The organism is Serratia sp. 1D1416 (assembly GCF_003641105.1).
Taxonomy (GTDB): Bacteria; Pseudomonadota; Gammaproteobacteria; order Enterobacterales; family Enterobacteriaceae; genus Serratia; species Serratia ficaria.
Window position 1 is genome coordinate 1,476,659 of the sequence record NZ_CP032738.1, and the last position, 26,487, is coordinate 1,503,145.

Sequence of the window (26,487 nt, forward strand, 5' to 3'; positions counted from 1 at the left end):
GAGTAAGCAACCGGGGTGAGAGAAGGCAGCCAACGCGCCTGCAGTTTGAAATATGACGGGTAAACGAATTACGTAGAGGATTCAAGATGGCTACTGGAAAGATTATCCAGGTAATCGGCGCCGTGGTGGACGTCGAGTTCCCTCAGGATGCCGTACCAAAAGTGTACGATGCCCTTGAGGTAGAAAACGGTACCGAGAAACTGGTGCTGGAAGTTCAGCAGCAGCTGGGCGGTGGCGTCGTTCGCTGTATCGCAATGGGGACCTCTGACGGTCTGCGTCGCGGTCTGAAAGTGAACAACCTGGAACACCCGATTGAAGTGCCGGTGGGTAAAGCTACCCTGGGCCGTATCATGAACGTATTGGGCGAACCAATCGACATGAAAGGCGAGATCGGCGAAGAAGAGCGTTGGGCGATTCACCGTCCTGCGCCAAGCTACGAAGAGCTGTCCAACTCCCAGGACCTGCTGGAAACCGGTATCAAGGTAATGGACTTGATTTGTCCGTTCGCCAAGGGCGGTAAAGTCGGTCTGTTCGGTGGTGCGGGCGTGGGCAAAACCGTAAACATGATGGAGCTGATCCGTAACATCGCGATCGAGCACTCCGGTTATTCCGTGTTTGCGGGCGTGGGCGAGCGTACTCGTGAGGGTAACGACTTCTACCACGAAATGAACGACTCCAACGTTCTGGACAAAGTATCCCTGGTTTACGGCCAGATGAACGAGCCGCCGGGTAACCGTCTGCGCGTTGCATTGACCGGCCTGACCATGGCGGAGAAATTCCGTGACGAAGGCCGCGACGTTCTGCTGTTCGTTGACAACATTTACCGTTACACCCTGGCCGGTACCGAAGTGTCCGCACTTCTGGGCCGTATGCCATCCGCGGTAGGTTATCAGCCAACGCTGGCGGAAGAGATGGGCGTTCTGCAAGAACGTATCACCTCGACCAAGACCGGTTCCATCACCTCCGTACAGGCCGTTTACGTTCCTGCGGATGACTTGACCGACCCGTCGCCAGCCACCACCTTTGCGCACTTGGACGCAACCGTGGTACTGAGCCGTAACATCGCTTCCCTGGGTATCTACCCGGCCGTTGACCCGCTGGATTCCACCAGCCGTCAGCTGGATCCGCTGGTGGTTGGCCAGGAACACTACGACGTAGCGCGTGGCGTGCAGTCCATTCTGCAACGCTACCAGGAGCTGAAAGATATCATCGCCATCCTGGGTATGGACGAGCTGTCTGAAGAAGACAAGCTGGTTGTATCCCGTGCGCGTAAAATCCAACGCTTCCTGTCTCAGCCGTTCTTCGTGGCAGAAGTCTTCACCGGTTCTCCGGGCAAGTTCGTATCGCTGAAAGACACCATTCGTGGTTTCAAAGGCATTATGGACGGCGACTACGACCACCTGCCAGAACAGGCGTTCTACATGGTTGGCGCCATTGAAGAAGCAGTGGAAAAAGCCAAGAAACTGTAACGCCTTGAGAGGAGGGTGATATGGCTATGACTTACCATCTGGATGTCGTCAGCGCGGAAAAGCAGATGTTTTCCGGCCTGGTGCAGAAGATCCAGGTGACAGGCAGCGAAGGTGAACTGGGGATCTTCCCTGGCCATGCGCCGCTGCTGACTGCCATCAAGCCTGGCATGGTGCGTATTGTTAAACAGCACGGTGAAGAAGAGTTCATCTACCTGTCCGGCGGTATCCTTGAGGTACAGCCGAGCGTGGTTACCGTGCTGGCGGACACTGCTATCCGTGGAACTGACCTCGACGAAGCGAGAGCGCTGGAAGCTAAGCGTAAAGCTGAGGAACACATTCGCAGCTCTCATGGCGATGTCGACTATGCTCAGGCATCCGCTGAACTGGCGAAAGCGATCGCAAAACTTCGCGTTATCGAGCTCACCAGAAAAGCGATGTAAGGTTTGGGTGCTCAACGTGCACCCAAATTTAAGAAAGCGGCCTATAGGGTCGCTTTTTTTTTGCTTTAAAATAACCGTTTCGGCCCGGCGACCATTGTGGTGTATAACCGCCAATACCCTGAGGGAAACGTCGCCGATCGCCGACAGTTTTTTCATCCCGGCGCAGAATTAACCGGGTCGGCGACAAGCCAAGGCTCGCGCGGCCTGAGCCCGGTTCGTGCAGAGAAATATGTAGTAATTTAGTCACTAAACGGTTTTACTTTCGTCTATCAAAATGGAGTTATCAGGTTGCTTATGTCGAACAGCGCAATGAGTGTGGTGATCCTCGCCGCGGGCAAGGGAACACGCATGTATTCCGATCTTCCCAAGGTGTTGCATCCGCTGGCGGGCAAGCCAATGGTGCAGCACGTCATTGATGCCGCGATGAAACTGGGCGCGCAAAACGTCCATCTGGTGTATGGCCACGGCGGCGACCTGCTGAAAAGCACCCTGTCCGACGGCGCCCTGAACTGGGTGCTGCAGGCGGAACAGCTGGGCACCGGCCATGCCATGCAGCAGGCCGCGCCGCACTTCGCCGACGACGAAGACGTGCTGATGCTGTACGGCGACGTGCCGCTGATCTCTGTCGACACGCTCACGCGCCTGCTGGCGGCCAAGCCGCAGGGCGGCATCGGCCTGCTGACGGTGAAGCTGGACGACCCAACCGGCTACGGCCGCATCGTGCGTGAAAACGGCGAGGTGGTGGGTATCGTGGAGCATAAGGACGCCGGCGAAGCGCAGCGCCAGATCAACGAAATCAACACCGGCATCCTGGTGGCCAACGGGCGTGACCTTAAACGCTGGCTGGGGATGCTGAGCAACGACAACGCGCAGGGCGAGTACTACATCACGGATATCATCGCTCTGGCCCATGCCGACGGCAAAAAGATCGAGGCGGTGCATCCGGCGCGTCTGAGCGAAGTGGAAGGCGTCAACAATCGCCTGCAGCTGGCGCGGCTTGAGCGGGTGTATCAGTCGGAACAGTCTGAAAAGCTGCTGCTGGCCGGCGTTATGCTGCTGGATCCGGCGCGCTTCGATCTGCGCGGTGAACTTGTCCACGGCCGCGACGTTTCTATCGACGCCAACGTGATTATCGAAGGCCGCGTCACGCTGGGCGACCGGGTGAAAATCGGCGCGGGTTGCGTACTGAAAAACTGCGCGATCGGCGACGGCTGCGAAATCAGCCCGTACAGCGTGCTGGAAGACGCGGTGCTGGAAGCCGACTGCACCGTCGGGCCTTTCGCTCGCCTGCGTCCCGGCGCCGAACTGGCGGCCGGCGCCCACGTCGGCAACTTCGTGGAAATGAAAAAGGCGCGCCTCGGCAAAGGCTCGAAAGCCGGCCACCTGAGCTATCTGGGCGACGCCGAGATTGGCGACGACGTGAATATCGGCGCCGGCACCATCACCTGCAACTACGATGGCGCCAATAAGCACAAGACCATCATCGGCGACGGCGTGTTCGTCGGCTCCGATACCCAGCTGGTGGCGCCGGTATCGGTCGGCAAAGGCTCCACCATCGCCGCCGGCACCACGGTGACGCGCGATATCGGCGACGATGAGCTGGTGCTGAGCCGCGTCAAGCAGGTGCATATTCAGGGCTGGCAACGTCCGCTGAAGAAGAAATAGGGGAAGCCCTTCATATTTCGAACTGCAGCGTTGTTGGCTTCATGCCGGAACCCCAGTCACTTACTTGAGTAAGCTCCTGGGGATTCTGGCATTTGCCGCCTAGCTGCAGCCCGAAATCTATTGGGCGGTAGTATAAAGAGTATGTTTTATATTGCGCTCCAATGCAGAGCCCAATACAAAACATAATAATCCCCACCATCTACAGGCTCGGGGCCGCACGGTAAAAACCGGCGAAAATCAGGTCAAGACATCGAAAGCGTCCTTAAAGGGCGTTTAATTAGGAATACAACTGATGTGTGGAATTGTAGGCGCAGTAGCGCAACGTGATATTGCAGAAATCCTGTTGGAAGGTTTACGCCGTCTCGAGTACCGCGGTTACGACTCCGCCGGTTTGGCGGTGGTTGATGCCGAAGGCAACGTCAGCCGCCTGCGCCGCGTAGGCAAGGTGAATGCGCTTTCCGAAGCCGCAGAGCAGCATGAACTGCACGGCGGCACCGGTATCGCTCATACCCGCTGGGCGACCCACGGCGAACCGACCGAAGCGAACGCGCACCCGCATGTTTCCGATTACATTACCGTGGTGCATAACGGCATTATCGAAAACCACGAACCGCTGCGTGAACTGCTGATCGAACGCGGTTATCGTTTCAGCTCGGAAACCGACACCGAGGTGATTGCCCACCTGGTGCACTGGGAGCAAAAGCAGGGCGGCACGCTGCTGGAAGTGGTCCAGCGCGTGATCCCGCAGCTGCGCGGCGCCTATGGCACCGTGGTGATGGATAGCCGCGATCCCAGCGTGCTGGTGGCTGCGCGTTCCGGCAGCCCGCTGGTGATTGGCCGCGGCGTCGGCGAAAACTTCATCGCTTCCGATCAGCTGGCGCTGCTGCCGGTAACCCGTCGCTTTATCTTCCTGGAAGAAGGCGACGTGGTGGAAGTGACCCGCCGCACCGTCAGCATTTTCGACAAGCAGGGCAACGCCATCGAGCGCCCTGAAATCGAATCTCAGGTGCAGTACGACGCCGGCGACAAGGGCGCTTACCGCCACTACATGCAAAAAGAGATCTACGAACAGCCGCTGGCGCTGAAAAACACCCTGGAAGGGCGTTTCAGCCAGGGGCAAATCAACCTGAGCGAGCTGGGCCCGCGCGCCGACGAACTGCTGGCGAAGGTACAGCACGTGCAGATTATCGCCTGCGGCACTTCCTACCACTCCGGCATGGTGGCGCGTTACTGGTTCGAAGCGCTGGCCGGCGTACCGTGCGACGTCGAAATCGCCTCCGAATTCCGCTACCGCAAATCGGCGGTGCGCCCGGGCAGCCTGATCATCACCCTGTCCCAATCCGGTGAAACCGCCGATACCCTGGCGGCGCTGCGCCTGTCCAAAGAGCTGGGCTATCTGGGGTCGCTGGCGGTGTGCAACGTGGCCGGTTCTTCGCTGGTGCGCGAATCCGATCTGGCGCTGATGACCCGGGCCGGCACCGAAATCGGCGTGGCCTCCACCAAGGCCTTCACCACCCAGCTGGCGGTATTGCTGATGCTGGTGGCGCGCCTCGGCCGCCTGAAGGGCATGGCGGAAAGCGTCGAGCATGACATCGTGCATGCGCTGCAGGCGTTGCCGGCGCGCATCGAGCAGATGCTGTCGATGGACAAAAACATCGAGGCGCTGGCGGAAGGTTTCTCCGACAAGCACCACGCGCTGTTCCTCGGCCGCGGCGATCAGTACCCGATCGCCATGGAAGGGGCGCTGAAGCTGAAAGAGATCTCCTACATTCACGCCGAAGCCTATGCGGCGGGCGAGCTGAAGCATGGCCCGCTGGCGCTGATCGACGCCGATATGCCGGTGATCGTGGTGGCGCCGAACAACGAGCTGTTGGAAAAGCTGAAATCCAACATTGAAGAAGTGCGCGCGCGCGGCGGCCAGCTGTACGTGTTCGCCGATCAGGACGCCGGCTTCGTCAGCAGCGAAGGCATGACCATCATCCCTCTGCCGCACGTCGAAGAAATCGTGGCGCCAATCTTCTACACCGTGCCGTTGCAGCTGCTGTCTTACCACGTGGCGCTGATCAAAGGCACCGACGTTGACCAGCCGCGCAACCTGGCGAAGTCTGTCACCGTAGAGTAATTTTTCTCAGGCATCATCGAAAAGCCGGCCGCTGCGCCGGCTTTTTTCATGGCGGCAACCACCATGACACCGAAGCGACATTTTGAATAAAAGTTGTCATATTCAAGCGGATAGATAGGGTGAAAACGGTTTTTTTATTGATTGATAATTGAGGTGTTTTATATTTAACTGGCTGATTTTTATGGTGAGTTAGTCCGTTTTTATCGGGTGTAATATAACTGTCATATTGCGTACATTTTTCTGTCACCAAACTGTCCTATTTTCCCTCCTGCAGCAATACTTACTCTGATTAAAACGACTCGAAGTCGATTTTAAATATCCCATTAGGAGGGATTATGAAACTGATGCGTACCACCGTCGCCAGTATTGTGGCAGCGACTTTCTCCCTGACCGCCGTGTCCGCGTTCGCTGCTGCCAGCCTGACCGGTGCAGGTGCGACATTCCCCGCTCCGGTTTACGCCAAGTGGGCAGATTCTTATCAGAAAGAAACCGGCAACAAAGTTAACTATCAGGGGATCGGTTCCTCTGGCGGCGTGAAGCAGATCGTGGCCAATACCGTTGACTTTGGCGCCTCCGACGCCCCGCTGTCCGACGACAAGCTGGCGGCTGACGGCCTGTTCCAGTTCCCGACCGTGATCGGCGGCGTGGTGCTGGCGGTCAATATTCCGGGCATCAAATCCGGCGAACTGACGCTGGACGGCCAAACCCTGGGCGATATCTACCTGGGCAACGTGAAGAAATGGAATGACCCGGCAATCGCCAAGCTGAACCCGGGCGTGAAGCTGCCGGATCAAAATATCGCCGTGGTGCGCCGTGCTGACGGCTCAGGCACCTCGTTCGTGTTCACCAGCTACCTGGCCAAGGCCAACGCGCAGTGGAAAGAGAAAATCGGCGCCGGTTCTACCGTTAACTGGCCAACCGGCCTGGGCGGCAAGGGCAACGACGGCATCGCCGCCTTCGTACAGCGTCTGCCTGGCTCCATCGGCTACGTTGAGTACGCCTACGCCAAGCAGAACAACCTGGCTTACACCAAGCTTATCTCCGCAGACGGCAAGCCGGTGAGCCCGACCGAAGAGAGCTTCAGCAACGCCGCCAAAGGCGTGGACTGGAGCAAGACCTTCGCACAGGACCTGACCAACCAGAAAGGTGAGGACGCGTGGCCTATCACCTCCACCACCTTCATCCTGGTGCACAAAGAGCAGAAAAACCCTGCTCAGGGCGCCGAAGTGCTGAAATTCTTCGACTGGGCGTACAAAACCGGCGCCAAACAGGCTAACGACCTGGACTACGCTTCTCTGCCGAACGAAGTGGTTGAGCAGGTGCGCGCGGCATGGAAAACCAACGTAAAAGACAGTTCCGGTAAAGCGCTGTACTAACAACGCAGGGGCGCGGGTAACGCCGCGCCCCACTCAGTTTTTCAGGGTTCAGCCCGTATTGGGTGGGCCTGCCAGGGTTAAAACAGAGAGCAATCTATGGCTGAGTACAAGCCGACCATTAAAGCACCGAGTAAAAATGGTGACGTCATCTTCAGCGCGCTGGTTCGACTGGCTGCGCTGATTACCCTATTGTTGCTGGGCGGCATTATTGTTTCGCTGATCTTCGCCTCCTGGCCGAGCATGCAGAAATTCGGCTTCGCCTTCCTGTGGACCAAAGAGTGGGATGCGCCGGCCGAGCAGTTCGGCGCGCTGGTGCCTATCTACGGCACCGTGGTCACCTCGCTGATTGCATTGATCATCGCCGTGCCGGTGAGCTTCGGCATCGCGCTGTTCCTGACCGAACTGGCGCCAAACTGGCTGAAGCGCCCGCTGGGCATCGCCATCGAGCTGCTGGCGGCGATCCCGAGCATCGTTTACGGCATGTGGGGTCTGTTCGTGTTCGCCCCGCTGTTCGCCGAGTATTTCCAGACCCCGGTCGGCGAGGTGCTGTCCGGCATTCCGATCGTCGGTGAGCTGTTCTCCGGCCCGGCCTTCGGCATCGGCATTCTGGCCGCCGGGGTGATCCTGGCCATCATGATCATCCCTTACATCGCCGCGGTAATGCGCGACGTGTTCGAACAAACCCCGGTGATGATGAAAGAATCGGCCTACGGCATCGGCTGCACCACCTGGGAAGTTATCTGGCGCATCGTGCTGCCGTTCACCAAGAACGGCGTGATCGGCGGCGTTATGCTGGGCCTGGGGCGCGCGCTGGGTGAAACCATGGCGGTGACCTTCATCATCGGCAACACCTACCAGCTCGACAGCGCTTCGCTGTATATGCCGGGCAACAGCATCACCTCGGCGCTGGCCAACGAATTCGCCGAAGCGGAATCGGGCGTGCATACCGCCGCGCTGATGGAGCTGGGCCTGATTCTGTTTGTGATTACCTTTATCGTCCTGGCGCTGTCGAAATTGATGATCATGCGTCTGGCCAAGAACGAGGGCCGCTAAGGTGACGACGATGGATATGCAAAACAACGTAGCGCTGGCGGAAAGCCGCCGCAAAATGCAGGCCTGGCGCCGGCAGAAGAACCGCCTGGCGCTGTTCCTGTCGATGGCGACCATGGTGTTTGGCCTGTTCTGGCTGGTGTGGATCCTGTTCTCCACCGTCACCAAGGGCGTCGACGGCATGTCGCTGGCGCTGTTCACCGAAATGACCCCGCCGCCGAACACCGCGGGCGGCGGCCTGGCCAACGCCATCGCCGGCAGCGGGCTGTTGATCCTGTGGGCGACGATATTCGGCACGCCGCTGGGCATCATGGCCGGCATCTACCTGGCGGAATACGGCCGCAAATCCTGGCTGGCGGAGGTTATCCGCTTTATCAACGATATTCTGCTGTCTGCGCCGTCGATCGTGGTGGGGCTGTTCGTCTACACCATCGTGGTGGCGAAGATGGAGCACTTCTCCGGCTGGGCCGGCATTATCGCGCTGGCGCTGCTGCAGGTGCCGATCGTCATCCGTACCACCGAGAACATGCTGAAGCTGGTGCCGGACACGCTGCGCGAAGCGGCCTATGCGCTGGGCACGCCGAAATGGCGCATGATTTCCGCCATCACGCTGAAGGCTTCGGTGTCCGGCATTATCACCGGCGTGCTGCTGGCGATTGCGCGTATCGCCGGGGAAACCGCTCCGCTGCTGTTCACCTCGTTGTCGAACCAGTTCTGGAGCACCGACCTGATGCAGCCGATCGCCAACCTGCCGGTGACCATTTTCAAATTCGCCATGAGCCCGTTCGCCGAATGGCAGCAGCTGGCCTGGGCCGGGGTGCTGTTGATCACCCTGTGCGTACTGTTACTGAATATTCTGGCGCGTGTGGTTTTCGCCAAGAAAAAGCATTCATAAAATTTTGAGCGCTGCCCTGGCGGCGCTGATGAAAAGAGAGAAGTCTTGATGAGTATGGTTACTGACGCTTCCAGCAGCAAAATTCAGGTACGCGATCTGAACTTCTACTATGGCAAATTCCATGCGCTGAAGAACATCACGCTGGATATCGCCAAGAACAAGGTCACCGCGTTCATCGGCCCATCCGGCTGCGGCAAATCCACCCTGCTGCGCACCTTCAACAAGATGTATCAGCTGTACCCGGAGCAGCGTGCGGAAGGCGGCATCCTGCTGGACGGCCAGAACATCCTGACCGATAACCAGGACATCGCTCTGCTGCGCGCCAAGGTCGGCATGGTGTTCCAGAAGCCGACGCCGTTCCCGATGTCGATATACGACAACATCGCCTTCGGCGTTCGCCTGTTCGAAAAGCTGTCGCGCGCCGACATGGACGAGCGCGTGCAGTGGGCGCTGACCAAGGCGGCGCTGTGGAACGAAACCAAGGACAAGCTGCACCAGAGCGGCTACAGCCTGTCCGGCGGCCAGCAGCAGCGCCTGTGCATCGCCCGCGGCATCGCCATCCGCCCGGATGTCTTGCTGCTGGATGAGCCGTGCTCGGCGTTGGATCCGATCTCCACCGGTAAGATTGAAGAGCTGATCAGCGAGCTGAAGTCCGATTACACCGTGGTGATCGTGACGCACAATATGCAGCAGGCGGCGCGCTGCTCCGACTCCACCGCATTTATGTATCTGGGCGAACTGATCGAGTTCAGTGATACTGATAACCTGTTCACTGCGCCGCAGAAAAAGCAGACTGAAGACTACATCACTGGCCGTTATGGTTGATAGGACGCATCATGGATAACCTGAATTTAAATAAACACATTTCCGGCCAGTTCAACGCAGAGCTCGAGCATATCCGCACCCAGGTGCTGACCATGGGCGGGCTGGTGGAGCAACAGCTGACCGACGCCATCACCGCCATGCACAATCAGGACGGCGAGCTGGCCAAGCGCGTGATCGAAGGCGACGCCAAGGTCAACATGATGGAAGTGGCGATCGACGAAGCCTGCGTGCGCATCATCGCCAAGCGCCAGCCCACCGCCAGCGATCTGCGCCTGGTGATGGCGATCATCAAAACCATTTCCGAGCTGGAACGCATCGGCGACGTGGCGGACAAGATCTGCCGCACCGCGCTGGAGAAGTTCTCGCACCAGCATCAGCCGCTGCTGGTCAGCCTGGAATCGCTGGGCCGCCATACCGTGCAGATGCTGCACGATGTGCTGGACGCCTTTGCGCGCATGGATCTGGATGAAGCGATCCGTATTTATCGCGAAGATAAAAAGGTCGACCAGGAATATGAAGGCATCGTGCGTCAGCTGATGACCTACATGATGGAAGATTCGCGCACCATTCCGAGCGTGCTGACCGCGCTGTTCTGCGCCCGTTCGATCGAACGCATCGGCGACCGCTGCCAGAATATCTGCGAATTTATCTTCTACTTCGTTAAAGGCCAGGATTTTCGCCATATCGGCGGCGACGCGCTGGAAAAGCTGCTTTCCGCCGACGGCAAAAACGAAGAAAAAGAGTAACTCTCCCCGGGCATTGTCCTCTGAAGGCGCAGTATTCTGCGCCTTTATTCCATCTGAAACGCCTAAAGATATAAAGGTTATAAATATAGCTTTTTATATTATTTCCTGACCTATGTGGCTCTTGCTAGCTTATCAGCCAGCAGGACATCAACCACTTAGGAGCTGTTTATGAAACATCGCGCTTTGGCCTTAACGCTGTTAGCCAGTCTGACCGGCCTTGCCGCCGGCGCCGCGCACGCGGACAAACTCGACGATATCAAGCAAGCCGGCGTGGTGCGCATCGCGGTGTTCGACAGCAACCCGCCGTTCGGCTATATCGATCCGCAAAGCAAAAAGCTGGTGGGCTACGACGTTGACGTCGCCGAGGCGATCGGCAAGGCGCTGGGCGTGAAGGTGGAGCTGCGCGCCACCAACCCGGCCAACCGCATTCCGCTGCTGGTGTCGAAGAAGGTCGATCTGATCGCCGCCAACTTCACCATTACCGACGAGCGCGCCAAGGAAGTGAACTTCAGCGTGCCGTATTTCGCCACCGGCCAGAAATTTATCGCCCACAAGGGCGTGCTGAAAACGCCGGAAGACATCAAAAAGCTGCGCATCGGCGCGGACAAGGGCACGGTGCAGGAGATCACGCTGCGCGAACACTACCCGACGGCCAAGGTGATCTCTTACGACGATACCCCGCTGGCGTTTGTGGCACTGCGCAACGGCAACGTGCAGGCGATCACCCAGGACGACGCCAAGCTGGTGGGCCTGCTCGGCAACCTGCCGGCGGCGCAGAAGGCGGACTTCGAGATCTCGCCGTTCAGCATCACCAAAGAATACCAGGGCGTGGGGATCCCGAAAGGCGAGGATCGCCTGACCGCCACCATCAACGACACGTTGATCAAGCTGGAAAAAGACGGTGAAGCGGTGAAAATTTACGATCGCTGGTTCGGGCCGGACACCAAGTCGGCGCAGCCGCGCGGCGATTTCAAGATCGCGCCGTTGGATCAACAGCCGAAGGCCTGATTGTCGGCAGGCTGATAGGCGAGAGTAGGGGCGCAGCTTGCTGCGCCCCTGACGCATTTTGCAAGACAAGGAATGACCATGAATCTGGACTGGCTGTTGGCGCCGCAATACCTGAGCTGGCTGTGGCAAGGGTTTCTGCTGACGCTGTGGCTCTCCGCCTGTGCGGGCCTGGCGGCTACGCTGCTGGGTTTCCTGCTGGCGGCGATGCGCGACAGCAGCCTGCGCCCGTTGCGCTGGCTGGCGGTGGCCTACAGTTCGCTGTTCCGCAATACGCCGCTGCTGGTGCAGCTGTTTTTCTGGTACTTCGCCGCCGGGCAGATCCTGCCTGCCGGCTCCATGCAGTGGTTGAACGCCTCGCACCGCATCGGCCCGCTTGAGTGGCCGTCGTTTGAGTTTCTCGCCGGCTTCTTCGGCCTGACGCTGTATTCCACCGCCTTTATCGCCGAAGAGATCCGTTCCGGCATCCGCGGCGTCGCCGGCGGGCAAAAATACGCCGCCAACGCGCTGGGGCTGACCGGCTGGCAGGCGATGCGCTACGTGGTGCTGCCGCAGGCGTTGAAAATCGCCTTGCCGCCGCTGCTGGGGCAGTACATGAACGTGATAAAGAACTCGTCGCTGACCATGGCGATCGGCGTCGCCGAGCTGTCGTACGCTTCGCGACAGGTGGAAACCGAAACGCTGCGCACCTTCCAGGCGTTCGGCGTCGCCACGGTGCTGTACATCGCCATCATCGCGCTGCTGGAAGGCTGGGGCATGTGGCGCCAGCAGCGCAAGCCGCTGAGGGGGCACTAAGATGGATTTCAGCGTAATTTACGACAACCTGGGCTACCTGCTGTGGGGCACCTGGCCGGACGGCCCGTTGGGCGGCGCGGCGCTGACGCTGGCGATCAGCCTGATGGCCGGCGTGGCCTCGGCCATGCTCGGCACGCTGCTCGGCGTGGCGTTGGCGATGTCGCGCGGCGTCGCGGCCGGGCTGCTGGCGGCGGCGCTGGGCTTTTTCCGCGCCATTCCGGTGATCATGCTGATTTTCTGGACCTATTTCCTGCTGCCCATCGTATTTGGCGTCGACATCCCGGAAATTACCACCGTGGTGTGCGCGCTGGCGCTGATCGCCTCGGCCTATCTGGCCCATGCGGTGAAGGCCGGCATCGCCGCTATCGGCCCCGGGCAGTGGCAGGCCGGGTTGTCGCTGGGGCTGACCCGTTGGCAAACGCTGCGCATGATCGTGCTGCCGCAGGCGCTGCGCATGATGGCGCCGTCGTTCATCAACCAGTGGATCTCCCTGATCAAGGACACCTCGCTGGCCTATATCGTCGGCGTCGGCGAGCTGACCTTCCTGGCGACGCAGGTCAACAACCGCAGCATGGTGTACCCGATGGAGGTATTCCTGTTCGTCGCGCTGGTATACTTCATTTTCTGTTTGGCGCTCGACCTGCTGGCCAACGCGGTCAATCGCCGCTTCAGCGAGCAAACCCGGGCGCTGAAGCGGTCCTGGCGCTGGTGGCGCAACAAGCCGCCGCTGCCGGCCGGCTAATCGCGGGTGAGTTGCCAGCCGCGTGCGCGCCACAGCGCGGGCAGCTGGCTCAAATCGTCGAAGGGGGTCACCAACGGGTGGTCTATCGGCGGATTGTGCGGATCGGCGCAGAAGTAAAACACCGGGATGCCGGCGGCGATGCCGGCCTGGGCGCCGGCGGGGGAGTCGTCCACCAGAATGCAGCGCTCCACCGGCACCCGCATCTTTTCCGCCGCGTGAAAGACGATGGCCGGATCCGGTTTCCAGCGCTGGATGTCATAGCCGCTGAACAGCCGGTCATCAAAATAGGGCAGCATGTCGGTCAGGCCGAGCGAGTGCTGCATCTTGCCGACCGGCCCGTTGGAAACGGTGCAGATTGGCGCCGTCACCTGCGCCAGCAGCTTGCGCGCACCGGGGATCTCCTGCAGCTCGCTGTCGAACAGCCGCGCCACTTCCTGGCGGTACAGCGGCTCCAGCTCTTCTTTCGCCAGCGCGACGCCGTGTTCGGCGTTGACCCGATCGATAATCTCGTACAGCTTCACCCCTTTGTACTTTTTGAACACCTCTTCCAGCGACAGCTGAATGCCATAGTGGGCGAACATGTGCACATAGGCCTTGCTGCACAGCACTTCGCTGTCCACCAGCGTGCCGTCGCAATCAAATAAAATGCAGTCGATCTGAGCCATCGGGATAAGGGTCCTGGGTTAAAGGGGGAGATACCTCACTTTAACCGTATCGGCCAGGATTGCGACCCCTTAATGCCGGTTTGCCGATGAGTTGGGGATTATGGCCGTAAAGACGGCGAAAAAAACCTGTGAGCGACGTCAAAAGCCTGACTTTTTGTTATATACCCGTCATACTTGAAACCGCATCTGTGTTGGCTGCGAGCGCTCACCCCAGTCACTTACTTGTGTAAGCTTCCGGGGGCGTCCTTGCCGTCGTGATGCGAGTCCAAATTATTTTGGGTATGGGATAGCGGCGACTGTCCATTCCTCTCTTCGGAATTCTGATAATGACCAAACCAGTATCTGGCCTTGCCGCAGAGCAAGGTTTGCTTGGGCGCGTGTTCAAACTCAAGCAGCATGGAACCACGGCGCGTACGGAAACGATTGCCGGTATCACCACCTTCCTGACCATGGTGTATATCGTGTTCGTTAACCCCCAAATCCTGGGCGCGGCGGGCATGGATACGCAGGCGGTGTTTGTGACCACCTGCCTGATCGCCGCTTTCGGCAGCATTCTGATGGGGCTGCTGGCGAATCTGCCGGTGGCGCTGGCGCCGGCGATGGGTCTGAACGCCTTCTTCGCCTTCGTGGTGGTCGGGGCGATGGGCATTTCCTGGCAGGTGGGCATGGGCGCTATCTTCTGGGGCGCCGTCGGCCTGCTGCTGCTGACCATTTTCCGCATTCGTTACTGGATGATCGCCAACATCCCGGTCAGCCTGAGGATCGGCATTACCAGCGGCATCGGCCTGTTTATCGGCATGATGGGGCTGAAAAACGCCGGCATCGTGGTGGCCAACCCGGACACGCTGGTCACCATCGGCAGCCTGACCTCGCACAACGTGCTGCTGGGGGCGCTCGGCTTCTTTATCATTGCGGTGCTGTCTTCACGCAGCTTCCATGCGGCGGTGCTGGTATCCATCGTGGTGACCACCCTGATCGGCTGGGCGCTGGGCGACGTCAAATACGGCGGCGTGTTCTCCATGCCGCCGAGCATCACCTCGGTGGTGGGCCAGGTCGATCTGACCGGCGCGCTGAACCTTGGCCTGGCCGGCGTGATCTTCTCCTTCATGCTGGTTAACCTGTTCGACTCTTCCGGCACGCTGATCGGCGTGACCGACAAGGCCGGATTGACCGATGAGAGCGGCAAATTCCCGCGCATGAAGCAGGCGCTGTTCGTCGACAGCATCAGCTCGGTCGCCGGTTCGCTGGCGGGCACCTCTTCCGTCACCGCCTATATCGAAAGCTCGTCCGGCGTGGCCGTCGGCGGCCGTACCGGCCTGACCGCCGTCGTGACCGGCATTCTGTTCCTGTTGGTGATCTTCCTTTCGCCGCTGGCGGGCATGGTGCCGGCTTACGCCGCCGCCGGTGCGCTGATCTACGTGGGCGTGTTGATGACCGCCAGCCTGGCGCGGGTGAAGTGGGACGACCTGACCGAGGCGGTGCCGGCGTTCGTCACCGCGGTGATGATGCCGTTCAGCTTCTCGATTACCGAAGGCATCGCGCTCGGCTTCATCTCTTACTGCGTGATGAAGCTCGGCACCGGCCGCTGGCGCGAGATCGGCCCGTGCGTGATCGTGGTGGCGCTGCTGTTTGTGCTGAAGATTGCCTTCGTCGACGGTCATTGATGCAAACGGGGCCGCGTGTGCCGGCCCCGCTGATTTACGCTCCCGGCGTCGCGTCCGGCGCCTGATTGAGCACCCATTGCAGCGGCCGTTTGAACCGCGCCTGCCAGCTGCCGGCCACATCCTCGCCCTGAGCGAAATGCAGCGTTCGCACCTGATTCTCCTCGCCGAACAGATTGGCGAAATGCAGCGCCAGCGCCTGATCGCTGAATTTCTGCCGATCGTAATACGCCACCACAATCCTTTTATGCGCCGCCAGCGACTGCTGCGCCGGCTCGATGTCGCCGTTGGGGGCGATCAGTAACGCCCCGGCATAAAACTGCGGGTATTTCGCCACCAGGTTGGCGGCATGCAGCGCGCCCTGGCCGCGGGCGCTGAGATAAACCCGCTGGGTATTCAGCTTCAACTGCGGGGCGTACTGCCGGAGCGTGCGCTGGATGGCGCTCTGGGTGCTTTCATCGCTGTAGTTCGACCAGCGGAAGCTGTTTTCCGACAGCATCTGGGTACCGTTAATCTCGATGTAGGCCACGCCCATTTCGCCGAACAGCAGCCGCTCTTCCGGGCTGATGGCGGCGGCTTTGCCGTAGGCATGCAGGAAGATCACCGTTGGCCAGCCTTCCGGCGGCGGCGCGCCGTCAGGCAGGGCAACGCTGGCCTTGCCTTCAAACTGCCGGGCGTGCTGCAGATAGCGCGCCTTGGTGGCGGCGAGGATCGACTGATAGGTGGCGCTGTGCTGGATGCTGTTGAAAGCGTCGTCCTCCAGCAAATTGTAGTAATACCACAGCCCGCGGTTGGCGCTGAGCTGCAGATAGCGCTCCGCCAGCTCGGTTTGCCCTTTTTCCGCCGAAGAGGCCGCCAGCTGGTAGGGCGCCCAGACGTTGCGGCCGTCTTCGCGCATCAGCGTCAGGTACAGCGACATGGCCTCGAGCTTTTTATCATCCTGGTTCTGCGCCGAGCGCGACAGCTGGGCGTTCAGCGGGCTGTGCGCCGGCAATGCTATCGGTTCTTCGCCGGCGGGATAGCGCACCTCTGCGGCGAATGCGGGTCTGGTGATGAAAGCGAAAAGCACGGCTAAAATAAAAAAATGCATAATGGTATGGCTTTAATTTTTAATGAGTTTAAGGACTTCTTGTCCTGCCGCGGCGCCTGAGCGGGCGCCGCAGGGGCGATCACTCCACGCGACGAATAAAGTCGCTGAACGCGGACAACTGGCCGGTCAGGAAATCCAGCGTGCCTTGTTCAATCAGCTCGCCGGCCTGCTCATCCACCTTGTTCTGGATGACGCCGCCCATAAACTCCGGCTTGTTCATCACCATCGCATCGAGGAACACCAGGATCTGACGCAGGTGATACTGGCAGCGCGCGCCGCCGATCGGCCCCATGGAGCTGGTTTGAATGGCGACCGGTTTGCCGGCCAGCGGCTGATTCGGCAAGCGCGACAGCCAGTCGATGGCATTCTTCAGCCCGCCCGGCACCGAGTAGTTGTATTCGGGGGTGACGATAATCACGCCGTCGGCCTGACGGATTTGCTCGGCGATGGCTTCAACCGCGGCGGGAAAACCGTCCTCCTGCTGCAGGTCGGCGTCGTATAGCGGAATATCGCGGATGGAAGGCAGCGCTTCGATGGCGACGCCTTGCGGCGCAAGCCCTGGCAGGGCGCGAGCCACCATGGCGTTGTAAGAGCCTTTGCGCAGGCTGCCGAGCAGGGTGACGATTTTTAATGCTTGGTCTGACATGGTGATTCTCCCTTTCGAATGAACAGATTCAGCGGCTAACGTGGACAAATAGTAGGCCAAACGGGCAGGTGAGAATAGGCAATTGCTGAATATTTAGCTGACTTTACAATTTTCTTCAGAAATTAATCCGTTAAAGAAAGTTTTATCTTGGTGTCTGCGCCGTGGCCGCTTTCAGCCGGGGGTGTTCAGGCTGGTCAGCCTGACGAAGCGGGTCGATTCGGCCGGAGAACGCACAGAGATCTCGCCGTCCTTTTGCAGCCCCTGCGGATCTTCGTATTGCCAGCACACCAGCCGTTCCAGTCCCGGCGCGCGCGCGCAGGCCCAGCTCAGGTACTCATCGGCATCGCTCATCACCTGCACTTCGGGGGTGGCGCTGGAGCGCAGATGGCCGGAGAACGGGTGCAAACGCAGCGTCGACTGGCCACTGTTGCCCAGCCCGGAAATTTTCAACACGCTTTGACGGATGCTCCACAGCTGGGTTTCCGCCTCCAGCCGATCGTCCTGCGCGGCGATCCAGGCGGTTTCCGCCGGCGTTGGGTGCGGGGGCTGCAGCGCATTCTGACGCCCGCCGCGCGCGCGCATCACCTCGATATCCAGCCCGACCTTGCCTTCGGCGCTCAGCAGCACGCCGACGGTATTGGCGGCATAGGCCAGGCTGAAATCCGGCAGATGGTGATCGGCGAAACAGGGACGGCCGGTCGGCGTGGTGGCGATGGGCGGCAGCAGGGGCAGCCCATACAGATAGAACATCAGCTCGGCGAGCAAAATGCGCCCCTGCAGGAAACGCTGGCGGCGCTTAATGGAAAATGCGGCGGTTGCGGCAATCACCTCGGCGGAGAGTCTCCGGGTATCCAGAACGGTGGAGGCTGGGCTCCATCGGGCAAAATGACACGCCATTGTTCACTCCATGACAGAGGGGTCGCTGATAACGCAGGGGTGTTAGATTAAGCCTAAGTCGAGGATTTATCATCAAAAAACGGTATGCGTTTTATCCTATTTATTGAGTCTTCTGGGAGATAATGAGCGGAAGATGCCCCCGCGCAACGGCGGGGGGGCAAATCAAGTTTATTTACCGATGCAGAAGCTGGAGAAAGCCACCTACAAATTTGATTATAAAGCACTTTTTTGTGAGTATTTTAAAATCTTGGACATAAACTTGGACATACTTTGGAGTCCAGCCTTCCATATGCTGCTGTGGATAACAATGGAAGACCCGCGATCTGGCGGCTATAGAGAGATGTGGATAAGTTCCCCGTTGCCAACGCCGTTCAAGACGCGCCAATGACGCATCGTTGATGCCAAACTCTCCTGATTCCTCTGCCGAACACTACGTATTTCACCCCGATTTTTCTCGATCAACCCGGTGGTATTGCAGACCGTATTGTTCGAGGAAGTGTGGAGCCCCATGCGATGAGATTCAAAGGACGGGCCGTCGTGGCCTATATCCAGGAAATCTCTCATGACAGGCAATCACAGCAACTTCATCCCGCAGGCGCATGTCGTTCCGTTCATCACACCACTAGCGTTGCTGCTTGATGCCTGCCTCACCCCGGTAGAGCGCAATGCATGGCAGGTTCTGCGCATGCTGCGCGCTGTCGATGGTCGCAGTGCGCTGGCCAGTCTGGCGCAATTGCGGCCTTATCTCACCACCACGCCGCTAGGACAGCGTGCTGGCTACGAAACAGCCTGGCGTGCGCTTATCGTGCTGCGCTTGACGGGCTGGAAAGCGCCGGCTGCTGGTGGGCCTACGGCGTGGTCACTGACTGCTGATCAGCGCGCGCTGGATATGCAGGTGCGGCAAACCATCCGTCGGGAACTGGGGCACGAGAGGACACAGATTACGGCGGTGTACTTGGGCAGGTAAAAGTTTGCACTTGTTGCCTTTACTCGCTCGAGTAAATACCACCATGACACCAATATTGCATCTGAGCCAAAAAATAAATCATCATTTATCTTAATGATAGATCCTGTTTACCTATCCAATAGACCGTATTAGCTTTTTAGTGGAGATTTTTTCTGGTTTTAAATTTTTTATTATGCAATAAATCATATGGAGATAAATATAGATGTTCCTATAAGTTAATCAAATAGCACGGTAAAAAATATTTTACTGAGTGATGATTAACGTACGCGAAAAGACAGGTCTGATGTTTCATTTGTTTTCGTAAATAAATAAGCGTTCAAGCTTACCTATCAGGGAATCACGAAATGAACATTCAAAAAATACCAGTCATAGAGCATGCGGATTTTTCTACCAATAACTTTCAGGTAAAACAATTTATCGGAGCCCTTAAAGAGTTTGGACATATTCACATCATAAATATCACCGACCCTGCATTTTGTGCTGGGGCAGTGCATCTAAAACGTGTTGCCCAACAACTGTTTGGATTATCTCACGAAAATAAAATGTAGCTCTATATTGGAGACTCTATTGGCCATCGAGGATACGTCCCGATAACAGAGAAAGGACAATATGCTGACGAAAACAAGAGAGTTTACGAGGCTTTTGATATTGGCTTTACAGGAGAATCAAACTGGATTCTAAGCGGAGAGAATCGTTATCCAGAGCAGATTTCGGATGCAGCTAAGGTTATCAACAGGTACTTTGATTTTTCCCTCGCACTCGGACGTTCCATCACATCACATCTCTTATCACACTATGATCATCACGGTATCAGAGCTATTGATGCAACCCGTAGTCCTGCAAGTCAGCTCAGACTGATCCACTATCTTTCGCATGAACCAGAAGAGACCCAATTGGCATCAAGCATGGGAGCCCATACCGATTACGAGCTTTTCACTCTTATGTTGCAGGATTCTCCTGGACTGTTCTACAAGAAAAATGGGGATTGGCAGGCCGTGCCTGCAATGCGGAACTCCCTTTTACTGATTGCTGGTGATGTCTTGGAAATACTATCAGGCGGTGAGATTCAATCACTTAATCACCGAGTAGTAGCTAATGGTGATGAACGATACAGTTTCCCATTCTTCATGAATTTAAACCCAGATACGCAACTAAAGCGGGTTGGTGCACCCGATTTTAATATTGGACGCCATCTCATTTCGCAACTGACCCGAGACTTCCCTTATCTTCGTCACAAAGTTGACGCCACTTACAATCCTGATTTTGAGGCAAATAAAAATGAGGCGGTTTGAGAATAAGCGGGTGATTGTGACTGGAGGAGCAAGTGGGATTGGATTAGCTACTGCTAAGCGATTTGCATCAGAGGGTGCAAGAGTTGCTGTTATAGATTTAAATACCACGCCATTTACCGATCAAACGCATAAAGAAAATGGAATCGAAATTTTCCTCGCTTGCGATATTTGTTGTGAAAAATCAGTTTACGACTCTTTTTCTATCATTCGTGAATGTTGGAACGGCATCGATATCCTCGTAAACAATGCAGGGATCAGTATCCGCCACCAAAGCTTCAGGTGCATTTCATCCGAAGCATGGAATAAGGTGATAGATACTAACCTCAATGGACTATTTAACGTTAGCAAAGCAGCCCTGGAGATCATGCATGAAGGTGTAATTATTAATACGGCATCTGTGAATGCTTTAGGAGCGTTCCCGCACTACGCGGACTACAACGCATCGAAGGGGGCGATCATTTCACTCACTCGTACTATGGCTATCGAACTTGCTCCTAAAATCCGTGTCGTCTCAATATCTCCCGGCGCGGTTCTCACGCCCATGCAACTCGCCGAATATACTTCTGAAATGATTGAAGATGTGAATAAAGGAATTCCATTGGGCAGGCATGCTCGGCCTGACGAAATTGCAGCGATGACTGCGTTCCTTTGCTCAGATGAGGCGGCGTTTATAACTGGGCAAAATTTCATAATTGACGGGGGAGAAACAGCCAAATGATTATTCGTAAAAAGTCGATAGATACAGTTGATATATCTGGATGGGCAGATAACGTGAAGGAATACGCAAATCTGTTCAATCCGTACCAGAGTTTTGAGGATTTCACCGACCTTGCGGAAGAGTGTTTGCAACGGGTTAACCCTTATAAATACCCTGGGTTAATCGATTTTCGAAAAGGAAAAAATATCAATGGGGCCTTGCTCATCAAAGGTGCGTTGCTTGATGAAAATTTACCCCCAACAATCGATAGTATTGATGAGCTTATCGGTAGCAAGAACACTTACTACAGCGAATTTTATTTAATGATGCTGTCTCGCTTTCTCGGCGAGCCTTTCAGCTACCGACAAGAGAGGAATGGAACCATAATTCACAATATGAGACCAAAGCGGGGTAGTGAAAATGAGATATCTTCGGAAAGTTCAGAGATTCTTCTCGACTTACATAACGAGAATATCTACCATCCAGTTTACCCAGACTACCTTCTTTTTTGTGGATTACGTAAAGACCCGGGAGGAAAAGCTAAAACAATAGTTGTGAGTGTTGATGATTTTTATAAAAACATTCTTCCTGATGATATACCCATATTACGAAGTAAGCGATTCAGGACCAGTGTTGACTTCAACTTCGGCAATACCTTGGCGAAACGTGGCTCTGGCGTGTTGATTCAGGTGTTGTTTGGCCCCTCAGATAGTTCTTTTATCGCTTACGACGATGAATATATTGCTGGCATAGATGTAGAATCACAAGCGGCATTAGATCGGTTACGAACCCTCTTGCATAATACGTTGTATGGTTTTGAACTGGAACAAGGGGAAATTCTCATACTAGATAACCTTCGTACTATTCATGGAAGGACCGCATTTAAAGCTTGCTATGATGGTACGGACCGATGGATGCAGCGGGTTTTGGTTACCCGAGATATCAGGAAAGCGTCTATACAGCTCGGCAATAGCTCAAGAGTCACCGAGTGGGTATATTCGCCTAACCAGGTTCTCGATTTTGTGGATAGAAAGGCATGAGCCATTTTACAGATTGGAAGGCAATCGGAATAATGCTGCTGATTCCCCTGATATGGGGAATTGGTTTCCCGTTGACCCACAACGCCGTATCAGACGTCGAACCTGGTGTTTATATCTTTGGGCGATACCTGATAGCGTTACTTGTTATCACACCATTTGCACTTAAAGCGGGAATTCGAGTCTCAACAAAAACACTTATTGCCAGTATGGCTATTGGGATCATGCAGATGGGTTCGGCTTTTTTTCAGGCAAAGGCACTTCAAACCATCAGCTCAGCCGAAACAGCCTTTTGTGTATGCCTGAGTGCAGCGATCATTGCTGTTTATGAATTTTGTTATTATCGGCGCATTCCTGCGGGCGATGCAATAGCCGTAGTTCTATCACTCTTGGGAGTGGCTCTCATGTCTGGCCTACATCTGAATGGACTCGGCATTGGTTACATGTATGGTTTAATGGCAGCTTTTTGTATATCGGCGGCCATAATTATCACCGGCTTTCTCTCTCGACTTCTTGATGTGAGCCGCTTTACTCTAGTTTTTTGGCAGTTACTGGCAGGTACATTGATTATGAGTTACTGGCCAGTAGCGCATGGAGTTAGCGGCATGTTCAAGATGCACGTGATCGTGGCTGTGCTTTTCGCTGGCGTCTTCGTTTCTGCGGTATGTCTATTCATCCAGGTGACCTGGCAACGTAGAATCACTGACACCCAAACGGCACTTATTTTTAACATGGACCTGGTATTTGCCTCCTTGTTTGGTTTGATTAATGGCGAATCGATTTCTGTTTGGCAGGCTTCGGGGTGCCTCATGATGATGTTAGCAATCTCTGCAACGCCTGTTATGCAGATGCTTAGTAAAAATAAAATGTCAGTTCAGTGATGGTTCGTCTAAAAAAGTTGGGCACCGGACCAGCGAAAAAATCGGCAGTTCTGGCGCCCAACTCCTGGTTTTCAGATTCAAACCCGCAGAACCACAAGATTCGTAGCAGGTACAAGAGAGTCGATGGTGTCGGCCCAGGCTTGCAACATAGCTTTGCGTTGCTCTGAATATTCAGCGCGGTTGTACACACCATGCACGCCACCGATGGTGTGGTTTAGCGCTTTTTCCACAACGTCAGATGCCCAACCCTTTTCGTGCAACAGGGTAGATGCCGTACGCCGCAAGTCGTGGATGGTGAAGGCTGGAATCTCCTGCCCTTGCAATGCGACCTTGAACGCCTTGTTCAGTGCGTTATGTGCGAACGGCTTGGTCAGAGAGCCGCGTCCAGGCAGGACCCATTCGCTGTTTCCGTGGAACCCTCGTTATTTACCGATGCAGAAGCTGGAGAAAATGCGCCCCAGCAGATCGTCGGAGGTGAATTCGCCGGTGATTTCGCTCAGCGCCTGCTGCGCCAGCCGCAGCTCTTCGGCCAGCAGCTCGCCCGCGTAAGCGCTTACTAACTGTTCTTTGCCCTGTACCAGATGCTGTGCCGCCTGTTCCAGCGCCTGCAGGTGGCGGCGGCGCGCCAGGAAGCCGCCCTCCATGTTGCTGGTGAAGCCCATGCTCTGCTTCAGGTGGTCGCGCAACAGGTCGATGCCTTCGCCGGTGCGCGCCGACAGGCGAATAAGTGAGTGGCCATTCACTTCCGTCATGCCCAGCGTCTCGCCGGTGATGTCGGCCTTATTGCGCACCACGGTGATCGGCAAGCGCTGCGGCAGCCGCGCCATAAACTCCGGCCAGATCTCCGCCGGCTCGGTGGCGGCGGTGGTGGTGCCGTCGACCATAAACAGCACTCTGTCGGCCTGTTCGATCTCGTTCCAGGCGCGTTCGATGCCGATACGCTCAACTTCGTCGCTGGCGTCGCGCAGGCCGGCGGTGTCGATAATGTGCAGCGGCATGCCGTCGATATGAATATGTTCGCGCAGCACGTCGCGGGTAGTACCGGCGATATCGGTGACAATCGCCGCCTCTCGGCCGGCTAACGCATTGAGCAGGCTTGATTTTCCGGCGTTCGGTCGCCCGGCGATCACCACTTTCATGCCTTCGCGCAGCAGGCTGCCCTGGCGCGCTTCGCCGCGCACGCTGTCCAGATCGGCCATCACGCCGTTGAGCTGCGCCTCGATTTTACCGTCCGACAGGAAGTCGATTTCCTCGTCCGGGAAGTCGATCGCAGCCTCCACATAGATTCGCAGGTGAGTAAGTGCTTCCACAAGCTGGTGGATACGGGTGGAAAACGCCCCCTGCAGCGAGTTCATCGCCGAGCGCGCCGCCTGCTCGGAGCTGGCGTCGATCAGATCGGCTATTGCCTCCGCCTGCGCCAGATCGAGCTTGTCGTTGAGGAAGGCGCGCTCGGAGAACTCGCCGGGCCGCGCGATGCGCACGCCGGGCAACGCCAGCACGCGCTTCAACAGCAGATCGAGGATCACCGGCCCGCCGTGGCCCTGCAGCTCCAGCACGTCTTCGCCGGTAAACGAATTCGGGCCCGGGAACCACAGCGCGATGCCCTGATCGAGCGTGGCGCCCGCGGCGTCGCGGAACGGCAGATAGTCCGCGTAGCGCGGCTTCGGCAGCTTGCCGAGCAGCGCCTGAGCGACGTCTTTGGCGCCGTGGCCGGAAATGCGCAAAATGCCGACCCCGCCGCGTCCCGGCGGGGTGGCTTGGGCTACGATGGTATCGGTAGTGCTCATAACGGTTCTCTCTGACGATTCAATATGCAAAAAGGCGGTCTAATGACCGCCTCTTGGTGTTACTGCAAGGGTCCGGCGCGCCGAACCCCTACAATACGCTTAGGTTTTTTTCTTGTCGCGGCTGTGCAGGCCACGTTTTTCCAGGCCGCGATAGATCAGCTGCTGCTGGAGAATGGTCACCAGGTTACTGACGATGTAGTACAGCACCAGACCGGACGGGAACCACAGGAAGAACACGGTGAAGATCACCGGCATGAAGGTCATGATTTTCTGCTGCATCGGGTCAGTCACGGTGGTCGGCGACATCTTCTGGATGAAGAACATCGTCACGCCCATCAGGATTGGCAGGATGTAGTACGGGTCCTGCGCCGACAGGTCGTGGATCCACAGGGCGAACGGCGCATGGCGCAGCTCGACCGAGCCCATCAGCATGTAGTACAGCGCCAGGAAGATGGGCATCTGAATGATCAGCGGCAGGCAGCCACCCAGCGGGTTCACTTTCTCCGACTTGTACAGCGCCATCATTTCCTGACTCATGCGCTGTTTGTCGTCACCGATACGCTCGCGCATCGCCTGCAGTTTTGGCTGCAGCATGCGCATTTTCGCCATCGAGGTGTACTGCGCCTTGGTCAGCGGGTACATGATGCCGCGCACGATGAAGGTGATGATGATGATGGAGAAGCCCCAGTTACCGATAAAGCCGTGGATGAACTTCAACAGTTTGAACAGCGGCTGGGAGATGAACCACAGCCAACCGTAGTCCACGGTCAGGTCCAGATGCGGCGCCAGCTGGGCCATCTGATCCTGCAGCTCCGGGCCGACCCACAGGGTGGCGTTCAGCTGCTGCTGCGCGCCGGGCTGCACCACGACCGGCGTAGATTTGAAGCCGATGGTGGACAGGTTGTCGCCCGGTTTGGCGGTGTAGAAGGTGTTGCTGCCCTGAGTCGCCGGCACCCATGCGGTGGCGAAATACTGTTGCAGCATGGCAACCCAACCGCCCTGAGTGGTGACGTTCAGGTTTTCGTCCTTGTCGAACGCATACTTCTGGTATTTGTCTTCGCTGGAAGAGTACGCCGCGCCGCGGAAGGTGTGCAGGGCGAAGTTGTTGCTGCCGGTGTCGCGGTGCTTAGGCAGCTCGGTGGTCTGCTTCAGCTGGCCGAACAGGGTCAGTTCCAGCGGAGTGGCGCTCTTGTTGTCGATGCTGTAATCAACGGCGACCGCGTAATGGTTGCGCTTGAGCACGAAAGTCTTGGTGTAGGTTGCGCCGTCTTTACCGGTGAAGGTCAGCGGAATGCGCAGCTCGTCCTGGCCTTCCGGCAGGGTGTAGCTGTCCTGCGCCGCCTGGAACAGAGGGCGTTCGCCGTTTGCCGGGTTATCCGGGCCGTTTCTGCCGGTCAGGCCGCTTTGCGCCTGATAGACAAATGACGGGGTGGTTTCCAGCAGCTGGAATGGAGTCGATGAACCCAGGGTATCCGGGTAGGCCAACAGTTTGGCCTGCTCGATATCGCCACCACGGGTGTTGATGGTCAGCGACAGCACGTCGGTGTTAACGGTAATCAGTTTACCCTGGCCACTGGCTGGCACAGCCTGGCTGGCGGCATCACCGGTAGCGGCGTTCGAAGTCTGTTGCGTGGTCTGTGCGGCCGGCTGCGGAGCGTTGTCCGTTTGCCATGCCTGCCAGATCATGAAAGACACGAACAGCAGAGCGATGAGGAGAAGATTGCGTTGCGAATCCAT

At 57.1% G+C, this 26,487-nt stretch carries 25 protein-coding genes and 1 pseudogene; 19 read left to right on the plus strand and 7 right to left on the minus strand.

The window, feature by feature from the left end; translation table 11 throughout:
- The first annotated feature begins 86 nt into the window (after window positions 1–86).
- From atpD to D7I37_RS07110, 12 genes are all read left to right on the plus strand, one after another.
- Window positions 87–1,469: a F0F1 ATP synthase subunit beta gene (gene atpD, locus D7I37_RS07055; protein ID WP_061800277.1), complete on the plus strand. Its 1,383-nt coding sequence runs from the start codon at window positions 87–89 to the stop codon at window positions 1,467–1,469.
- A 20-nt stretch (window positions 1,470–1,489) separates the two neighbouring features.
- On the plus strand, window positions 1,490–1,909 hold the full coding sequence (locus D7I37_RS07060) for a F0F1 ATP synthase subunit epsilon (protein ID WP_004933814.1): 420 nt from the start codon (window positions 1,490–1,492) through the stop codon (window positions 1,907–1,909).
- Between the two features lie 294 nt (window positions 1,910–2,203).
- Entirely contained in the window at window positions 2,204–3,574 is a 1,371-nt protein-coding gene (gene glmU / locus D7I37_RS07065) for a bifunctional UDP-N-acetylglucosamine diphosphorylase/glucosamine-1-phosphate N-acetyltransferase GlmU (RefSeq protein ID WP_095099898.1), read from the plus strand.
- A gap of 292 nt (window positions 3,575–3,866) precedes the next feature.
- Window positions 3,867–5,696 carry a glutamine--fructose-6-phosphate transaminase (isomerizing) gene (glmS, locus tag D7I37_RS07070; RefSeq protein ID WP_061800279.1) on the plus strand — a complete coding sequence of 610 codons (1,830 nt, stop codon included), beginning with the start codon at window positions 3,867–3,869 and terminating at the stop codon, window positions 5,694–5,696.
- Window positions 5,697–6,031: 335 nt separating this feature from the next.
- The gene (pstS, locus tag D7I37_RS07075) at window positions 6,032–7,072 is read left to right on the plus strand and encodes a phosphate ABC transporter substrate-binding protein PstS (protein WP_061800281.1); all 1,041 of its coding nucleotides are present in this window, start codon (window positions 6,032–6,034) and stop codon (window positions 7,070–7,072) included.
- A 96-nt stretch (window positions 7,073–7,168) separates the two neighbouring features.
- Window positions 7,169–8,125: a phosphate ABC transporter permease PstC gene (pstC, locus tag D7I37_RS07080; RefSeq protein ID WP_061800282.1), complete on the plus strand. Its 957-nt coding sequence runs from the start codon at window positions 7,169–7,171 to the stop codon at window positions 8,123–8,125.
- Between the two features lies 1 nt (window position 8,126).
- The gene (pstA, locus tag D7I37_RS07085; RefSeq protein ID WP_061800284.1) at window positions 8,127–9,017 is read left to right on the plus strand and encodes a phosphate ABC transporter permease PstA; all 891 of its coding nucleotides are present in this window, start codon (window positions 8,127–8,129) and stop codon (window positions 9,015–9,017) included.
- 54 nt (window positions 9,018–9,071) lie between these two features.
- Window positions 9,072–9,842 carry a phosphate ABC transporter ATP-binding protein PstB gene (gene pstB, locus D7I37_RS07090; protein WP_370671129.1) on the plus strand — a complete coding sequence of 257 codons (771 nt, stop codon included), beginning with the start codon at window positions 9,072–9,074 and terminating at the stop codon, window positions 9,840–9,842.
- 11 nt (window positions 9,843–9,853) lie between these two features.
- Entirely contained in the window at window positions 9,854–10,588 is a 735-nt protein-coding gene (phoU, locus tag D7I37_RS07095; protein WP_061800286.1) for a phosphate signaling complex protein PhoU, read from the plus strand.
- Window positions 10,589–10,756: 168 nt separating this feature from the next.
- Window positions 10,757–11,596 (plus strand): ABC transporter substrate-binding protein, encoded by an 840-nt coding sequence (locus D7I37_RS07100; RefSeq protein ID WP_061800288.1) that lies wholly within the window; start codon window positions 10,757–10,759, stop codon window positions 11,594–11,596.
- Between the two features lie 78 nt (window positions 11,597–11,674).
- A complete protein-coding gene (locus D7I37_RS07105) occupies window positions 11,675–12,388 on the plus strand; it encodes an amino acid ABC transporter permease (protein WP_129543483.1) in 714 nt (237 codons plus the stop codon).
- Between the two features lies 1 nt (window position 12,389).
- Entirely contained in the window at window positions 12,390–13,130 is a 741-nt protein-coding gene (locus D7I37_RS07110; protein ID WP_129543484.1) for an amino acid ABC transporter permease, read from the plus strand.
- Here the strand turns inward: D7I37_RS07110 and yieH are convergent.
- Window positions 13,127–13,795 carry a 6-phosphogluconate phosphatase gene (gene yieH / locus D7I37_RS07115; protein ID WP_095099902.1) on the minus strand — a complete coding sequence of 223 codons (669 nt, stop codon included), beginning with the start codon at window positions 13,793–13,795 and terminating at the stop codon, window positions 13,127–13,129. The genes D7I37_RS07110 and yieH overlap by 4 nt on opposite strands.
- A gap of 326 nt (window positions 13,796–14,121) precedes the next feature.
- Here yieH and D7I37_RS07120 point away from each other — a divergent pair, with 326 nt between their 5' ends.
- Entirely contained in the window at window positions 14,122–15,459 is a 1,338-nt protein-coding gene (locus D7I37_RS07120) for an NCS2 family permease (protein ID WP_129543485.1), read from the plus strand.
- A gap of 34 nt (window positions 15,460–15,493) precedes the next feature.
- Here the strand turns inward: D7I37_RS07120 and D7I37_RS07125 are convergent, their stop codons facing one another.
- From D7I37_RS07125 to D7I37_RS07135, 3 genes are all read right to left on the minus strand, one after another.
- Complete coding sequence (locus D7I37_RS07125) at window positions 15,494–16,546, minus strand: hypothetical protein (RefSeq protein WP_129543486.1); 1,053 nt, start codon at window positions 16,544–16,546, stop codon at window positions 15,494–15,496.
- Window positions 16,547–16,625: 79 nt separating this feature from the next.
- Window positions 16,626–17,192 carry an NADPH-dependent FMN reductase gene (locus tag D7I37_RS07130; RefSeq protein ID WP_129543487.1) on the minus strand — a complete coding sequence of 189 codons (567 nt, stop codon included), beginning with the start codon at window positions 17,190–17,192 and terminating at the stop codon, window positions 16,626–16,628.
- Window positions 17,193–17,363: 171 nt separating this feature from the next.
- A complete protein-coding gene (locus D7I37_RS07135) occupies window positions 17,364–18,089 on the minus strand; it encodes a 4'-phosphopantetheinyl transferase superfamily protein (RefSeq protein WP_129543488.1) in 726 nt (241 codons plus the stop codon).
- Between the two features lie 562 nt (window positions 18,090–18,651).
- Here D7I37_RS07135 and D7I37_RS07140 point away from each other — a divergent pair.
- From D7I37_RS07140 to D7I37_RS07165, 6 genes are all read left to right on the plus strand, one after another.
- Window positions 18,652–19,056, plus strand: a complete 405-nt coding sequence (locus D7I37_RS07140) for a hypothetical protein (protein WP_129543489.1) — start codon at window positions 18,652–18,654, stop codon at window positions 19,054–19,056.
- Between the two features lie 344 nt (window positions 19,057–19,400).
- Window positions 19,401–19,604 carry a hypothetical protein gene (locus D7I37_RS07145; protein WP_129543490.1) on the plus strand — a complete coding sequence of 68 codons (204 nt, stop codon included), beginning with the start codon at window positions 19,401–19,403 and terminating at the stop codon, window positions 19,602–19,604.
- Between the two features lie 309 nt (window positions 19,605–19,913).
- On the plus strand, window positions 19,914–20,348 hold the full coding sequence (locus D7I37_RS27265; protein WP_371415258.1) for a 2OG-Fe(II) oxygenase family protein: 435 nt from the start codon (window positions 19,914–19,916) through the stop codon (window positions 20,346–20,348).
- Window positions 20,335–21,066 (plus strand): SDR family NAD(P)-dependent oxidoreductase, encoded by a 732-nt coding sequence (locus D7I37_RS07155; protein ID WP_095099922.1) that lies wholly within the window; start codon window positions 20,335–20,337, stop codon window positions 21,064–21,066. The genes D7I37_RS27265 and D7I37_RS07155 overlap by 14 nt, the downstream gene beginning before the upstream one ends.
- Window positions 21,063–22,085 carry a TauD/TfdA family dioxygenase gene (locus D7I37_RS07160; protein ID WP_129543492.1) on the plus strand — a complete coding sequence of 341 codons (1,023 nt, stop codon included), beginning with the start codon at window positions 21,063–21,065 and terminating at the stop codon, window positions 22,083–22,085. Before D7I37_RS07155 ends, D7I37_RS07160 begins: the two co-directional genes overlap by 4 nt.
- A complete protein-coding gene (locus D7I37_RS07165) occupies window positions 22,082–22,963 on the plus strand; it encodes a DMT family transporter (protein ID WP_129543493.1) in 882 nt (293 codons plus the stop codon). Before D7I37_RS07160 ends, D7I37_RS07165 begins: the two co-directional genes overlap by 4 nt.
- Before the next feature lie 77 nt (window positions 22,964–23,040).
- On the opposite strand, the pseudogene D7I37_RS27675 reads toward D7I37_RS07165, so the two are convergent.
- The 3 genes and pseudogenes from D7I37_RS27675 to yidC all read right to left on the minus strand — a co-directional run.
- Window positions 23,041–23,361, minus strand: a pseudogene (locus D7I37_RS27675) (tyrosine-type recombinase/integrase); the annotation flags it as partial.
- A gap of 24 nt (window positions 23,362–23,385) precedes the next feature.
- Window positions 23,386–24,750, minus strand: coding sequence for a tRNA uridine-5-carboxymethylaminomethyl(34) synthesis GTPase MnmE (mnmE, locus tag D7I37_RS07175; protein WP_061797811.1), 1,365 nt, complete (start codon window positions 24,748–24,750; stop codon window positions 23,386–23,388).
- A gap of 99 nt (window positions 24,751–24,849) precedes the next feature.
- Window positions 24,850–26,487: a membrane protein insertase YidC gene (yidC, locus tag D7I37_RS07180; protein WP_061797812.1), complete on the minus strand. Its 1,638-nt coding sequence runs from the start codon at window positions 26,485–26,487 to the stop codon at window positions 24,850–24,852.

Bases quoted from the DNA above. Each gene is read 5' to 3' on its own strand.
- atpD (WP_061800277.1), top strand. From the start codon at position 87: ATGGCTACTGGAAAGATTATCCAGGTAATCGGCGCCGTGGTGGACGTC.
- D7I37_RS07060 (WP_004933814.1), top strand. From the start codon at position 1,490: ATGGCTATGACTTACCATCTGGATGTCGTCAGCGCGGAAAAGCAGATG.
- glmU (WP_095099898.1), top strand. From the start codon at position 2,204: ATGTCGAACAGCGCAATGAGTGTGGTGATCCTCGCCGCGGGCAAGGGA.
- glmS (WP_061800279.1), top strand. From the start codon at position 3,867: ATGTGTGGAATTGTAGGCGCAGTAGCGCAACGTGATATTGCAGAAATC.
- pstS (WP_061800281.1), top strand. From the start codon at position 6,032: ATGAAACTGATGCGTACCACCGTCGCCAGTATTGTGGCAGCGACTTTC.
- pstC (WP_061800282.1), top strand. From the start codon at position 7,169: ATGGCTGAGTACAAGCCGACCATTAAAGCACCGAGTAAAAATGGTGAC.
- pstB (WP_370671129.1), top strand. From the start codon at position 9,072: ATGGTTACTGACGCTTCCAGCAGCAAAATTCAGGTACGCGATCTGAAC.
- phoU (WP_061800286.1), top strand. From the start codon at position 9,854: ATGGATAACCTGAATTTAAATAAACACATTTCCGGCCAGTTCAACGCA.
- D7I37_RS07100 (WP_061800288.1), top strand. From the start codon at position 10,757: ATGAAACATCGCGCTTTGGCCTTAACGCTGTTAGCCAGTCTGACCGGC.
- D7I37_RS07105 (WP_129543483.1), top strand. From the start codon at position 11,675: ATGAATCTGGACTGGCTGTTGGCGCCGCAATACCTGAGCTGGCTGTGG.
- D7I37_RS07110 (WP_129543484.1), top strand. From the start codon at position 12,390: ATGGATTTCAGCGTAATTTACGACAACCTGGGCTACCTGCTGTGGGGC.
- yieH (WP_095099902.1), bottom strand. From the start codon at position 13,795: ATGGCTCAGATCGACTGCATTTTATTTGATTGCGACGGCACGCTGGTG.
- D7I37_RS07120 (WP_129543485.1), top strand. From the start codon at position 14,122: ATGACCAAACCAGTATCTGGCCTTGCCGCAGAGCAAGGTTTGCTTGGG.
- D7I37_RS07125 (WP_129543486.1), bottom strand. From the start codon at position 16,546: ATGCATTTTTTTATTTTAGCCGTGCTTTTCGCTTTCATCACCAGACCC.
- D7I37_RS07130 (WP_129543487.1), bottom strand. From the start codon at position 17,192: ATGTCAGACCAAGCATTAAAAATCGTCACCCTGCTCGGCAGCCTGCGC.
- D7I37_RS07135 (WP_129543488.1), bottom strand. From the start codon at position 18,089: ATGGCGTGTCATTTTGCCCGATGGAGCCCAGCCTCCACCGTTCTGGAT.
- D7I37_RS07140 (WP_129543489.1), top strand. From the start codon at position 18,652: ATGACAGGCAATCACAGCAACTTCATCCCGCAGGCGCATGTCGTTCCG.
- D7I37_RS07145 (WP_129543490.1), top strand. From the start codon at position 19,401: ATGAACATTCAAAAAATACCAGTCATAGAGCATGCGGATTTTTCTACC.
- D7I37_RS07155 (WP_095099922.1), top strand. From the start codon at position 20,335: ATGAGGCGGTTTGAGAATAAGCGGGTGATTGTGACTGGAGGAGCAAGT.
- D7I37_RS07160 (WP_129543492.1), top strand. From the start codon at position 21,063: ATGATTATTCGTAAAAAGTCGATAGATACAGTTGATATATCTGGATGG.
- D7I37_RS07165 (WP_129543493.1), top strand. From the start codon at position 22,082: ATGAGCCATTTTACAGATTGGAAGGCAATCGGAATAATGCTGCTGATT.
- mnmE (WP_061797811.1), bottom strand. From the start codon at position 24,750: ATGAGCACTACCGATACCATCGTAGCCCAAGCCACCCCGCCGGGACGC.
- yidC (WP_061797812.1), bottom strand. From the start codon at position 26,487: ATGGATTCGCAACGCAATCTTCTCCTCATCGCTCTGCTGTTCGTGTCT.